This window comes from Gemmatimonas sp. (genome assembly GCF_044344655.1).
In the GTDB taxonomy this organism is placed as follows: Bacteria; Gemmatimonadota; Gemmatimonadetes; order Gemmatimonadales; family Gemmatimonadaceae; genus Gemmatimonas.
In genome coordinates, this window is the sequence record NZ_JBIJCN010000014.1 from 1 (window position 1) to 13,871 (window position 13,871).

General features: G+C 67.0%; 12 protein-coding genes. 1 reads left to right on the plus strand and 11 read right to left on the minus strand.

Features of this window, described 5'->3' with window-relative positions:
- From ACIQ51_RS05800 to ACIQ51_RS05850, 11 genes are all read right to left on the minus strand, one after another.
- A partial coding sequence (locus ACIQ51_RS05800) for a glutaminyl-peptide cyclotransferase (RefSeq protein ID WP_396204072.1) occupies positions 1–710 on the minus strand: 710 nt, incomplete at its 3' end.
- A gap of 56 nt (positions 711–766) precedes the next feature.
- Positions 767–1,327: a G/U mismatch-specific DNA glycosylase gene (mug, locus tag ACIQ51_RS05805; RefSeq protein ID WP_396204073.1), complete on the minus strand. Its 561-nt coding sequence runs from the start codon at positions 1,325–1,327 to the stop codon at positions 767–769.
- Between the two features lie 20 nt (positions 1,328–1,347).
- On the minus strand, positions 1,348–4,083 hold the full coding sequence (gene mutS, locus ACIQ51_RS05810) for a DNA mismatch repair protein MutS (protein WP_396204074.1): 2,736 nt from the start codon (positions 4,081–4,083) through the stop codon (positions 1,348–1,350).
- Positions 4,080–4,991, minus strand: coding sequence for an SPOR domain-containing protein (locus tag ACIQ51_RS05815; protein ID WP_396204075.1), 912 nt, complete (start codon positions 4,989–4,991; stop codon positions 4,080–4,082). Before ACIQ51_RS05815 ends, mutS begins: the two co-directional genes overlap by 4 nt.
- A complete protein-coding gene (holA, locus tag ACIQ51_RS05820; RefSeq protein WP_396204076.1) occupies positions 4,988–6,106 on the minus strand; it encodes a DNA polymerase III subunit delta in 1,119 nt (372 codons plus the stop codon). The genes ACIQ51_RS05815 and holA overlap by 4 nt, the downstream gene beginning before the upstream one ends.
- A gap of 43 nt (positions 6,107–6,149) precedes the next feature.
- Positions 6,150–6,689, minus strand: a complete 540-nt coding sequence (locus ACIQ51_RS05825; protein ID WP_396204077.1) for a hypothetical protein — start codon at positions 6,687–6,689, stop codon at positions 6,150–6,152.
- A 201-nt stretch (positions 6,690–6,890) separates the two neighbouring features.
- Positions 6,891–7,535, minus strand: coding sequence for a sigma-70 family RNA polymerase sigma factor (locus ACIQ51_RS05830; protein WP_396204078.1), 645 nt, complete (start codon positions 7,533–7,535; stop codon positions 6,891–6,893).
- Positions 7,536–7,812: 277 nt separating this feature from the next.
- A complete protein-coding gene (locus tag ACIQ51_RS05835) occupies positions 7,813–8,385 on the minus strand; it encodes an NUDIX hydrolase (RefSeq protein WP_396204079.1) in 573 nt (190 codons plus the stop codon).
- The gene (locus ACIQ51_RS05840; protein ID WP_396204080.1) at positions 8,382–9,044 is read right to left on the minus strand and encodes an SET domain-containing protein; all 663 of its coding nucleotides are present in this window, start codon (positions 9,042–9,044) and stop codon (positions 8,382–8,384) included. The genes ACIQ51_RS05835 and ACIQ51_RS05840 overlap by 4 nt, the downstream gene beginning before the upstream one ends.
- 113 nt (positions 9,045–9,157) lie before the next feature.
- Entirely contained in the window at positions 9,158–10,540 is a 1,383-nt protein-coding gene (locus ACIQ51_RS05845; protein ID WP_396204081.1) for a M16 family metallopeptidase, read from the minus strand.
- 41 nt (positions 10,541–10,581) lie between these two features.
- Positions 10,582–11,892, minus strand: a complete 1,311-nt coding sequence (locus ACIQ51_RS05850) for a M16 family metallopeptidase (RefSeq protein WP_396204082.1) — start codon at positions 11,890–11,892, stop codon at positions 10,582–10,584.
- Positions 11,893–12,022: 130 nt separating this feature from the next.
- Between ACIQ51_RS05850 and ACIQ51_RS05855 the strand changes: the two genes are divergently transcribed.
- On the plus strand, positions 12,023–13,870 hold the full coding sequence (locus ACIQ51_RS05855) for a leishmanolysin-related zinc metalloendopeptidase (protein WP_396204084.1): 1,848 nt from the start codon (positions 12,023–12,025) through the stop codon (positions 13,868–13,870).
- Position 13,871: the final 1 nt, after the last annotated feature.

A 13,871-nucleotide genomic window follows, 5' to 3' on the forward strand; every position in this document is an offset into this window, starting at 1 on the left:
CGCGCGATCGAATCCTTCTGCCACACGTTGGCCCAGATCTCGCCTTTCACCCATTCCAGCTCGTTGAGCTGCGACACCGGATTGCCCCGCTCGGTCACCGTCACCGCACGCTGTGCCGCGAAGGTCTTGGGATCGCGATAAATCAGCGTATTGCTGCCATTGCTCATGATGAGCGACGTGCCATCGGTGGTGAGCCCCCAGCCTTCCCCGTCGTAGCGGAATTCACCCGTGCGGCTGAACGTCTTCCAGTCGTACGTGAACGCCTTCCCGCTCTGCCAGGTGATCTGATACAGCGTGGGACCGATGATCACGATCCCCTCGCCGAAGTGCGGCTCCTCGAGATCCTGCTGGCGGACCACCTTCCCCGACGCGAGGGTGACCTCGCGGATGTTCGAGGTGCCCACCTGACCGGTGCTCTCGAACAGACGCCCCTCGTGCCAGAGCAGCCCCTGCGTGAACGCGCCCGCATCGTGGGGATACTCGGCCACCACCTCGAAGGTGAAGCCCGGGGTGCGCGGTGCGCCGGTGCCGGCCGTCGCGGCGCTCGCCGTGTCGGATGTAGCCGGCGGCTCGCCGTCGCTGCAGGCGCCGAACGCCCCCGCCGATCCCACCAGGCCAATCGTGGAGAACGCGATCATCGCGGCCGTGGCGCGCGAACGGCGAAACGTGGAGAGCATGACCGGAACGGTGAAGGAGAGAAGGTCGACCACGGAAGCTACGGCCGTGACCGGCGGCGGACTACGTCCAGCGGACTACGCCCAGCGGACTACGCCGCGTCCACCCACGTGCGCAATTCGGTCAGGAGCCGCACGAGATCGGGCAGCTGATGGTTGGCATTGAGCCCGCTCGGACTGGGCAGCGCCCAGAGTCGGCTCTGCTCCAGCCACTCCGGCTGCAACCCGAGCGGCGCCCCGGGTCGGCCAAAGGCACTGCGATAGGCGCCAATACCGAGAAAGGCCACGACCCGCGGGGTGTAGCGCTGCACGAGTCGGGTGAGTCGCTGGCCGCCCGCCACGTACTCCTCGGGGGCCAGCTCCGACGCCGCCGCCGTCGTGCGCTCCACCATGTTGGTGATACCGTACCCCAGCTCCAACAGTTCGTGCTCGTCCCATGGCTTGAAGAGCCGCGGTGTGAACCCGGCGCCGTGCAACGCCGGCCAGAACCGATTGCCGGGGCGACCGAAATGGTGACCGATCGCCGCGGTGTAGAGCCCCGGATTGATGCCGCAGAACAGCACCTTGAGATTCGGCGCCACCAGATCGGGGACGATCTTGTGAACGGCAGCGGCGAGGTCGGCCTTGGAGGGCTTGGGCGGGGGAACCGTCACACAAGACGCGTGCGTCACACTCACGTGGACTGGGCGCCCTTCTTGAGGGCCGCGAGCGTGGTGAGTGCCTCGAGCGGCGTCATGTGGTCGGTATCGAGCGCCGACACCGCCGCCTTGAGGCGCGACGCGGCCTCATCCACCGGCGCAGACGGGCCCTCCCCGAAAAAGCCCAGCTGATCGACGTGCAGCTGATACTTGAGCCGCGGACCGCGACGACGGGTGCTGCTCGGCGCCTGCATCCCCTCGGCGGTAAGCCGCGCCGCCATCTGCTCCCCTTCGCCCTCCAGCAGTGCCAACACCTCCTTGGCACGCGCAATCACCGGCGCCGGTAATCCGGCAAGGCGCCCCACCTCGATCCCGTACGAGCGATCAGCGCCACCGGGGATGAGCTTGTGGAGGAACAGGACCTGATCCCCGACTTCGCGCACCGCCACCGTGAAGTTCTTCACCCCGCTCAACTCGTTCGCGAGCTGCGTGAGTTCGTGATAGTGCGTGGCGAACACCGTCTTGCAGCCGATCGCGTCGTGCAGATGCTCGCTCACGCTCCACGCGATGCTCACGCCATCATACGTGCTGGTGCCACGCCCGATTTCGTCGAGCAACACCAGCGAACGGTTCGTGGCGGTGTGGAGAATGGCGCTCGTTTCGCTCATCTCCACCATGAAGGTGGACTGGCCGCGCACGAGATTGTCGCTCGCACCCACACGCGTGAACAGCCGATCCACGATCGGCAGCCGTGCGCGGCGCGCCGGCACGTAGCCCCCCCCCTGCGCCAGCAGCTGGATCAGTCCCACCTGGCGCAGGATCGTACTCTTGCCCGCCATGTTGGGGCCGGTGAGCACGATCAGCTGCGCATCGCTCGTCAGCAACAGATCGTTGGGGATGAACTTCTCGCGCGCCATCATGCGCTCCACGACCGGATGCCGACCCGCCACGATTTCCATGTCGAAGTCGTCATGCAGCTCAGGGCGCACGTACTGCTCGCGCTCCGCCACCTCGGCAAAGCTCGACAGCACGTCGATCGTGGCCACACGACGCGCCACCACCTGCCAACGCGCGATCGCCGCGCCGACCTCGCGACGCAGTCCCTCAAAGAGTTCCCGCTCGCGCGTTTCAATGCGCTCGGCGGCGCTCAGCACCTTCTCTTCGTACTCCTTGAGCGCCGGGGTCACGTAGCGCTCTGCCCCGGTGAGCGTCTGCCGGCGCTGGTAATCGTCGGGCACCAGATGCTTGTTGGCGTTCGAGATCTCGAGGAAGTACCCGAACACCTTGTTGTAGCCCACCTTGAGCGACGAAATACCGGTGCGCGCGCGCTCCTGCTGCTGGATCGTTGCGATGGCATCCTTGCCACCGTCGCGCAACGCCCGCAGTTCGTCGAGATCCGGGTCGACCCCCGGCGCGATGGTGTCCTCCTCGCCGATCATCAGCGGCGGACGGGCCACCAACAGATGCGTGATCTTCGACGCGCAGTCGGTGCCGTCGTCCCACTCGTGGAGCATGGCCGAGAGCGCGCCCCCCTGTGCGCCACCCTGATTGGCGTGCGACAGCACCTCGCGCACCGCCTTCGCCACCTGCGGCAACCGCGCGAGCGAATCGCCAAGCGCGCGCAGTTCGCGTGGCGTGGCCCGTCCCGCCGCGGCCTTGCTGGCCAAGCGCTCCACGTCACGCACCCCGTCGAGTGCCTCGCGCAGCGCCGCGCGCCCCACGGGGTCGCGCACGAGGACCGTCACCGCATCGAGCCGCCGTTCGATGGCGTCGCGCTCGAGCAGCGGCGCCAGGAGCCATTGGCGCAGCAGCCGCTGCCCCATGGGGGTGGTAGTACGGTCGAGCACCGAGAGCAACGTGCCCGCGAGCTCCCCGCCGCGCAGCGACTCGACCAGTTCGAGATTGCGGCGCGTCATCTCGTCGAGCGGCATCACCCCGCCCGGACGCTCCACGATCGGACGGGCAAGATGCGGCAACCCGCCCGGCTGCAGTTCGCGCAGGTAGCGCAGCAGCGCACCAGCCGCGCCCACGGCCGCAGCATCATCGGCACCAAGGCCGAACCCTTCCAGACTCGCCACCACAAACTGCCGGGTGAGCTCGTCGGCGGCGAGCTGCGCGTCGAACTCCCATCCTTCCCGCTCGGTGACCAGTACATGGTCCACCACCCGCAGCGCCGGATCGAGCTCGGGGTGCGCGCTATTCCGCACCAGCAGCATCTCGCGCGGGGCCAGGCGCGCCAGCACCGCTGGCGCATCGGCTGGCGACACCACGAACAGTCGCATCTCTCCCGTGGACAGATCCGCTGCGGCCACCCCGATCTGCTCGCGTACCGCGCCGTCTCGCACGGCCTGCTTGCCGATCGTGTCGCGCCCCATGGCCACGGCGCACACGTAATTTGCACGCGCACCGTCCAGTAGATCATCGGCAAACACGGCACCGGGCGTGATCGTTTCGATCACTTCGCGCTTCACGATCCCCTTGGCGAGCTTCGGGTCTTCCACCTGCTCGCAGATCGCCACGCGATGCCCCTGCCCCACCAGCCGGCGCAGATACTCCGCCGCGGCCTTCACCGGAATGCCGGCCAGCGGCACCTCGGCGGCCCCGCCGTTGTTGCGCGACGTGAGCGTGAGCCCGATCGCGCGCGACGCCACCTCGGCGTCCTCGTAGAACATTTCGTAGAAGTCGCCCATGCGGAAGAACAGGATTGCGTCTTGATGACGCGCCTTGATCTCCCGGTACTGCTGCATCAACGGGGTGGCACTCCCACTCACTTCGCGATCTCCACGAGGAAGCCCGTCTGTCCGGCGCGCTTGAACTTCGCGAGCGCCGCGGTCGCATCGTCGCGCGTGGGGTAATAGCCGGTTCGCACGCGATACGGCTTCGCCTCGCCATCCACGCGCGTGTCGATCCCGCGCTTCGTGAAGCGCGCCACCGCCGCGTCGGCCTCCGCCCGCGTGTCGTAGGCGGCCAGCTGCACACTGAAACGGGCGTTAGGAGGCATCGTGCTCGCGCTATTGGCCGCCGACACCTTCGTGAGCGCCTTCGGGTCCACCGTCGCGCAGCGTCGCCCCATCTCCTCCGCCTGCAGACGCAGCTCGCCGTCCGGCACGCCGTTCGGCACGCCGTTCGGCACACCGGCTGCCGACACCGCCAGCAAGGCCACACAGGCGCGCGGCAGATCCTGCTGCGCTACCCAACTCTTCACGATCCCCATCTGGCTCTTCGCGCGGGCCGGCCCCGTGGGGTACTCGCGCACCACGCGCTCATAGTGGGCGCGCGCGGCCGCGGGGCGGCCACGCAGCATCTCCAGTTCACCCAGACGCACCATCGCATCGGAGGCACGCGGCGAGAGCGGCGCATCGATGATGAGCCGCTTCCAGTCACGCTCCGCCTCACTCACGCGCTCCGACAGCGTCGCGCGCCAATAGAGCGCCTCGGCGAAATCGTTGCTCCCCACGGCGGTGGCGCGAACCAGCGAATCGAGCAGGGCGCGGGCCTCCACGCCCTCGCCTTCGTCGAGCAACGCGCGCGCGCGCGTCCTCGCACGGTCAAGCGCCGGTGAGACGGCCGGCGACACGGCCGGTGGGACGGTCGGCGCACCCTGCGCGGCAATGGGCGGCGCCACGGACACGCCTGCCACCGCCAGCACGGCCATGGGCCACATGAGGCGCGGCGTCATGCCGCCTTCCGCGTGCGAAGCGCGCACAATCCCAGAACCAGCGACATCAAAATCTGCTCCGCATTGGAGACGGTGGTGTCTTTGAGCGCCATATCGGCTTCCAGCAGCAGGGTGAGTGCCCGCTGACAGGCGTCGGCGCTCCATTGATCGGTGACCTTCGTCCACGCCGACGCCGCCTCACCCCACGGGCGACCGGGATAGCCGCCGGTTTCCTTGAGAAAGGCGAAGAACTCCTGGGGCAGCCGACTCGTGGGAATCCCCGCGTCGCGGCGCGCGCGCCCGAACGACAGCGCGAACGCCTGCGTGCTGAGCATCATCACCACTTGCACCGCGGTGACTTTCGGCTGTCCCAGCACATGGCCCACGAGCGCCACCGCAATCTTCGCATCGTGACGGGCCACGGCGTCGAGCAGGTCGGTCACGGTTTCGCCGCGACGCACCCCCACCACCGCCGACACGGCATCCACGTCGATCCGTGCGCGACCCTCCGCCGAGGTGCCGCTGGCATCGTGCACGCCCAGCACGTAGCTCGCGCACTTGTCGATCTCGGCCGCCAGCAGGTGCAGGTCGTTGCCCACCGCCTGCTGCAGCAACTGCGTGGCATCGTCGGCAATGTCCACCTGCAACGCGGTCGTGGCGTGGTGCGTGATCCACTTGCGCACACGCTCCGGCGTGAGTGGTGCGAAATCGAGCGAGACGCTGGCGTTGGCCAGCGCGGTGTCGGCCTTCGTGCCCGCAGGACTTACCAGCAGCACGAGCGTGTCCGATGCGGGCTGCCGGAGATAGCGATCGAGCTGTGTGCGCGCGGCTTTCTTCAGCGCCGTCACATCTCGCAGCACCACGGCACGACGCTCGGCGAGCATCGGCGGCGTTGTCAGCAAACTCGCGAGCGCTTCCGCATCGAGATCATTGGCGCGTCGCGTTTCCAGATTGAAATCACGCGTGCTCGGATCGATCGCGGCCGCGAGCAGATCGCGGATCGCACTGTCTTTCAGGAAGTCGTCGTCACCGTGCAGGTAATACACGGGGGCGAATTGCCGTGCCTGAACGGCGGCCTGCACCACGCGGAGCGGCGAGGCTTCCTTGGCGGGTGTGGCGGCAGGCTTCGGAGGCATGTCGAAAAATAACGACTCCGATGCCTCGCATTACCCTTCGCGCTTATCGCAGATCCGCGAACGAGTACTCGGCGTTCACGAACCCCGCCGGCGCCTCTTCCATCATCATGGCCGCGGGCCACATGGGATTGCCGGTCGACATTACCTGGACCAGCGCCGGCGTGAGGTACGGCGCGGTCGATATCGGCGCCGACGGTGACGTGATCACCGGGCGCACAGCCAGCTCAGGGACCGGCGTCTCGCTCAACGACTGCCAGGCCAGTGCGCCCAGCATCGCACCGGCCGCGACCACCATGGCGGCACGCGCCGAGCCGCCGCGCGCTGCCCGCGCGCGCGGTGCGCGCTCACCTGCAGACTCCTCACGACAGGCCGCCAGGCGTGCCCGCAGCCGAGACTGGAACTCCGCGCTGGGCTCGATGGTGGGCATGCTCCGCGCGACCATGAGCGAGCGCCGAACCAGTGTGTCGTGGGCCGCGCAGCCGTCACAGAGGAGAATGTGTCGTTGTGCCGGGGCCATCAGATCACCGGGGAGCGTATCGTCGAGATACGCCAGGTGATGCTTACGGAAGTGCTTGCAGTCCATCGGTGCCAAACGGGAAGCCTTCAGGGAATCGTTCAGGGCAACGTACCCACCGGGACAACGGCGGTTCCCGGGGCGATCCCCGACCAGCAGTCCAGGTCGCTGTCCCGAATCTGGCGGGGGGGGGGGGTTGGGCATGGGCCAAACGTGACGGGCGCGCCGAGGGGCGCCCCCTTCTCGTTGACGTGGATGGAGCGCCCCCCCTTACCGGACCAGAGGCGCAATGATGTCCGCAAACGCCGTCCGCGCCCGGTTCAACCGCGACTTCACGGTGCCCAGGTTCACGCCGGTGATCTCGGCGATCTCTTCGTACGACTTCCCCTCCAGCTCGCGCAGCACGAACACCTCGCGGTGGTGCGCCGGGAGCTGCCCCACGCTCTGCTCCACCATTTCCCGCAGGTGACGCTTCCGGAACAGGTCGTCCGGGCGGGTGTGCGCGTCTTCGAACTGGAGCGGACGCTCCTCGTCCTCGAATTTTGCCTTGATGGTTTGGAACAGAACCAATGGGTTACGCGACCGATTGCGCAGCTCGTTCTTCGCCAGGTTGCTGGCAATCGTGTAGATCCACGTGCTGAACTTCTTCGAGCGGTCGAAACGCCCGATATGGCGGTACACGCGGATGAACACTTCCTGCACCAGATCCTCGGCGCGGTCGCGATCACCGATCGTGCGGTACACGAAGTTCAGGAGCCGGCCCTGGTAGCGGTCCACCAGCTCCTCGAAAGCCCGTTCCTCGCCAGCGAGGAACGCGGAGACCACATCCCCATCCTCGAGCGTGCGCAGATGCTCGCGCACCGACACCGCAGGGGTGGCGTGGGCGGTCAGTTTCGTGCGAGCCAGTTCGGCCATGCGTCGAGCCCTCCTCACAGCGGTGACGTGGGGTTTTCTCCACGGCGCACCAGCCAGATGTGGCCGGACGATCCGGCAGACCATGCTGGCGCGCTCACTCCCTACCTGTGCAGATGCCGTGCCGGATGGAACCATGTGGAACCTTCCGTCGCAACTTCATACAGAACAACACGTTGCCGTTCTGTCGTCTCTGTCACCGTGGAGAGATTGTCCGCTCAGGCGTCTCTTTTCCGATCATGAGTGTCCAGAAAAATGGACACATCGGAGTCACTTCGGCTCAGCCAATGTGGAATCCTGCCGCGTACAGCAGCGCGAGCGCCGTTTTGGCGTCCGTGATGTCCCCCTGCTGCACCATGGCCAGCGCCCGTGACAGCCGCGTGGGCACCAGCTCCATGAACTCGTCGGCCTCCCGCATCGCCTCTCCTGCCACGAGTCCCGTGGCCAGGAAGAGGTGAATCTTCTCGTCCGTAAAGCCCGGGGTCGTGTACATGGTGAACAGCGGTTCGACACGCTCGGCCGTGTATCCGGTTTCCTCGTGCAGCTCGCGACGGGCACATTCGACCGGTGTTTCCCCTGGATCGAGACGCCCCGCCGGGATTTCGTACAGGAAGCCGTCCGCAGCATATCGGTACTGTCGGATTAACAGCACCTCGGGATCGTCATCCTCGCCCAGCAGCGGCACCACGGCGCTCGCGCCCGGGTGCCGGATCATTTCCAGCGTGCCGACCGACCCATCCGGAAAGCGAACCTGATCGCGATCCACCGAGATGATGCGCCCGTGGTAGACCCGCTCGCCATCAACCTTGCCCAAACCAGGCGAGCCGTCGCGGTCGGCGCCACCGACGCTCACCGTGTCGCCCCGTTCGCCGCCTTCTTGGCGCGCGACGGCTTGGCGGGCTTCCGGACGTCGTTCCCCGCCAGCCACGCGCGGACCGTCTCCTTGAGGTAGCGGGGCACCATGATGATCGAACCGCGGCACTTCGTCGATCCGCAGCGGCACGCATAGTAGCGCACATCCTCCGGACCGTACCCGTCCTGCCAGTCGAAGCGATAGTCGTACACCAGCTCCTCACCGGCCGCGATCGGCTTGATCGCCTTGATGTAGATGTGGCCGCGCACGATCTCCGTTTCGCAATTCGGATCGCACGAATGGTTGATAAACCGCGCATCGTTGCCACCGAAGCGCGCATCGAGCACCACATCCTCGTCGAGCACAAAGAGAAACGTGTGGTGTCGCCCCTCATCCTTGTCGTAGCGGCGATCCGCCTCGGCGTGGGAGATGCGCTGCCCCCAGTACTCGTCGATGCGCTGCCCCTTCCGGATGTTCGTCACCGCGAACGCCCCGCGCCCCTGAATGCGCGAGCGGCGCACGTCGTAGAGCGCGGACTTCGGCGGACCCGCCAGCTTCGTGGCTCTCGCCGACAACGGCTTCGCCGGCTTCGCGACCGTGTTCGACGACGGGCTGGCCTTCGTGGACGACTTGCGGGACGACTTCTTGGCTGGAGTCACGTCGGAGAGATGAAAGGGGGCGGCGTCACGGGACACACAACGATAATGCCGCCGGCAACAACGTGCCGACGGCATGCGTCCCGCTGCAGCTGCAGCCGGAGCACCGCGAGCGGTCAGGCGAGGTCGTCGTCGAGGGGATCGTACACGCTGATCGCACCAAGCCCCAGAGCCGAGATCGGCGCCCGGATCGCGTCGGCATTGCCCACCACCACCACCTGCAACCGCGTCGGATCGAGATGTGTACGCGCCACGCGCAGCACATCGTCCACCGTCACCGCCGCCACGCGCGTCCGGTAGGTATCGAAGTACGTGCTCGGCAGGCGGAAGATCTCCACGTTGGCCAGACCGCCGGCCACCTCGGCCGTCGTCTCGAAGCGGATGGGAAACACGCCCACCAGGTAGGAGACGGCCAGCGACAGCTCCGCCTCCGACACCGGCGCTTCGCGGATGCGCGTGAACTCGTGCACGATCTCACGGAGGGCATCGGCCGTGACGGCCGTCTCGACCGCGGTACTCACCTCGAACGGACTGGCGGCACGGCGCCAGTCGAACGTGGAGTGCGCCCCGTAGGTGTACGCGTGCTGCTCGCGCAGGTTGAGATTGAGGCGCGAGGAGAAGAGGCCGCCAAGGATCGCGTTCATCACCACCACCGCGAAGTAATCCTCGTGCAGTCGCGGGATAGCCACGTGGCCCACGCGCACTTCACTCTGCGGCGCATCGGCCTTGTGCACGAGATGCACGCGGGGCTCGAGATGACGCTGGGCCGCAGAAGGTTCCGTCACCGGCGGCGCCTTCCCCTCCCAGGAACCGAAGTGCGCGCTCGCCATCTTGATCGCATGCTCGATGTCGATGTCCCCCACCATCATCAGCGCCGTCGCGTCCGGCCGGAAATAGGTGGCGTGGTACGATACGACCTGCTCACGCGAGAGCTTTTCGATACTGCGCTCGTCACCACCGGCGAGGCGCGCGAAACGCGACGACGGCTCGTAGAGCAGTCGGGTGAAGAACACATCGCTCAGTCCACGCGGCTCCGCCCGCAGCTGCGCCAGGTCGGCGCGGCGTTCGGCGCGCAGGCGTTCCAGCTCGTGTTCCGGGAAGGACGGATGCTGCAGCACCTCGGCCAGCACCGCGAGTGCATCGTCCACGCGCGACGACAGGGCGGTGAGCTGCACGATCGCCGAGTCCCAGTCGGCGCCGGTGTCGAGGGTGGTACCCAACATCTCGAGGCGCGTGGTGAGCTCGAGCGCATTCATGTGACGCGTGCCTTCGGTCAGCGAGCGCGTGACCAGCTGCGCGAGCCCCTCGAAGTCGCGCGGATCACGCGCGGCACCGGCTTCGATTACCGCGAGGGTGGTGACCACCGGAATGGCGGGCATGCGGGCCACCATGATGCGCAGCCCGTTCGAAAGGATGCGCGTTTCGAAGGCCGGGAATCGGTACGGACGTGGCGCGCCTGAAGCAGGGCGGGGCGGGGCCCCGTGTGTGGAAGCCTTCACGGCAGCTGCCTCGGCAGGTCCCGCATTAGTCGCCGTCGCGGTCATGCCGTGGCCTCCTCGAGTTCGTGCGCTATCTCAGCGGGCGGCTCGTCAGCGGGCACGAACAGCAGCAGCACGCGATTGTCGGGGCCGAGGAATGTGCGCGCAAAGGCCGACACATCCGCCGCCGTGGTGGCGTTATAGCGGTCCACCTGCGTGTTCACGAGGCTCGGGTCCCCAAAGTACGTGGCGAAGCGCGACAGCTGATCGGCGCGCTCGGCCGCCGACTGAAGACTCATCGTGAAGCTGGTCTCGATGAGCGCGCGGGCGCGCGTGACCTCATCCTCCGTCACGCCGTGCTGCGCCAGCACCTCGAGTTCCGCCAGCACCGCCGCTTCGAGCTGGTCCGGGGTCACCCCGGGGTGCGCGGTCGCATCGATCACCAGCAGGTCGCTGCCCTTCGCCAGATCATACGTGAATGCACTCGCCTGTGACGCCACCCGCTGCCGGCGCACCAGCGACTGCTCCAGACGGCATCCGGTACGCAGCCCCAGCACCGCCGCGGCGAGGCTGGCTGCATAGTAGGCATCGGTGCCGAATACCGGCGTGCGGCACGCCACGAACAGGCGAGGGAGCACCACGGCATCGGGGACCACCTCCTTTCGCGTGGTGCCGAAGGTGGGTGGGAGCTGCATGTCGCGCAGCGGCGGGCGTCCACTGCCGCGCGGAATGGGGCCGAAGTACGCCTCGATCAGACGGACCGTCTCCGTCCGCTCGAAATCACCCGCGACCGTCAGCACCGCATTGTCCGGGGTGTAGTAGATCCGGAAGAACTCCGCCACGTCATCCAGCGACGCGTCGGTCAGATGCTCCATGGAGCCAATCAGCGAGTGGTTGAACGGATGCCCCTCCGGAAATGCCAGCGAGGGCAGGCGCTCCCACCACGTGCCATACGGCTGATTATCGACCGACCAGCGGCGCTCGTTCTTCACCACATCACGTTGCGTGTCCAGCTTCTGTTGCGTCATTGCCGGCAGCATGCGTCCCATGCGATCGGCTTCCAACCACAGCGCCAGCGCCAGCTGGTGCGACGGCATCGTCTCGTAATAGTTGGTGCGGTCCAGCCACGTGGAGCCGTTCAGGGTTCCACCGGCGCGCTGCACCAGCTCGAAGTGCTCATTGGCTTCGACGTTGGCCGATCCCTGAAAGAGCATGTGTTCGAACAGGTGGGCAAAGCCGGTACGATCCAGCCGCTCGTTCGCCGAGCCGACATGGTACCACAGATTCACCGCCACGATCGGGGCCGTATGGTCCTCGGAGAGCACCACGTGCAGGCCGTTCGGGAGGTGGTAACTCTCGACAGGGATGTGCATCGGTCAATGTTGGGGCGTGTACCAGCAACCCGAAACCCCGGCGTGCGGCATTGGTGTTCATTTATTGCCGTACTCGGGTGCATCCTACATGTGTCCCGTGTCATCTGCTCTCTCTTGCGCCCGCATCGTTATGTCCGGTCGGTCCTATCTCGCTCGCGCAGCCCGTGCGGCAACGATCTGCCTGCTCTCAGTGATCGCAGCGTGTGGTGACGATCCACAGGTACCGACCACCGCCGCGGCCATCGCCGGCAGCAGCTTCTCCGGAACGGTCGGCACCGTGCTGCAGGCGCCGCCTTCGGTGCGGGTGACCGACCAAAAAGGGCGCGCCGTGAAGGGGCTGCTGGTGCGCTTTCGGGTGGTCACCGGCGGCGGTCGCGTCTCCAGCGACACCGTCCGCACCGACGCCACCGGTCAGGCGTCCTCCGGCGGCTGGGTGCTCGGCACCACGGCCGGTACCCAGACGCTCGAAGCCGCGGCGGGGGCACTGACCACCACCTTCACAGCAACCGCGTTGCCGGGCCCGGCGGCTCGTCTCAGTCGTTTGAGTGCGAACGATCAGACAGCACCCGTCGCCACACCGGTTGGAGCGGCGCCCTCTGCGCGCGCGGAAGACCAGTACGGCAACGCCGTGCCGGGCGTGGGTGTGCTGTTCACGGTGGTGCAGGGTACCGGCAGCGTGGACGGCAGTCAGCAGACCACGAATGCTCAAGGCGTCGCGACCGTCCAGTCGTGGACGCTCGGTACGCAGTCCGGCCCGCAGACCCTGCGTGCCAGCGCCACCGGTGCCACCCCGGTCGACTTCGCCGCCGTCGCCCAGCCCGGCGCCGCGGTGAACCTCGTGAAGATCGCCGGCGATAATCAGATCGGCGCCTTCAGTACGGTGATCCCAGTTGCCCCCGGTGTGCGGGTCGTCGACCAGTTCGGGAACGGCGTCGGCAACATCCCCGTCAGCTTCATGACTGGCGCCAACTCGGGCACCATCACCAGTCCCCTCGTTTCTTCCGATCCCGCGAACGGTACCGCTTTCGTCGGCAGCTGGATCCTGGGTCCCACGGCGACCACGCAAACGCTGACGGCGTCCAGCGCATCGGTTCCGGGAAGAGCGGTCACCTTCACAGCCTCCGCGTCGGCCTCCGCCTTCGACATCGACGTGCGCTTCGTGGGACCGGCTCCGCGCCCCGCGGTCCAACAGGCCTTTGCCGTGGCCGCCGCCCGTTGGAAATCGGCCATCGTCGCGGATCTGCATCGCACCATCGTCAGGAGCGCAGCCGGCGGCTGCGGGGCGAGCTGGCTCCCGGCCATCAACGAAACGATCAACGATGTCGTGATCTATGCCCGCATCGACTCGATCGACCATCGCGGAGACAGCACAGGCAACATCCTCGGGCAGGCGTCACCCTGTGCCGTCAACGTGTCGACCCGCCTCACGGCCTACGGGCTGATGCAGTTCGATAGCCTCGACATCGGCGACCTGGTGGCCGACGGGTCCATCACCAATGTCATCGTGCATGAGATGGGGCATGTACTTGGCATCGGCACGTTGTGGAACTTCCAGCGCTCCCTACTCACCGGCGCCGGAACCAACGACCCGTACTTTTCCGGTCCCACGGCCCGCGCGCAGTTCGCCGCCCTCAACACGGTCACCTACAGCGGCATGGCGGTGCCGGTGGAAAACCAGTTCGGAGCCGGTACGCGCGACTCGCATTGGCGCGAATCGATCCTCCGCAACGAGCTCATGACCGGGTTCCTCAATCGCGGATCGAACCCGCTCAGCCGCATTTCCCTCGGGTCGCTCCAGGACCTCGGTTACACCGTCAACCTAGGCGCCGCCGACACCTACTCGCTCACCGCGCAACTGCGCTATGCCTTCCCGTTCCAGGACGATGGATCGCTTCGCCGCATGCACAACGACGTGCGACGCGGCGAGATCGACATCATCGGTACTGACGGACGCGTGGTGGGGCGGCTGAAGTACTGAA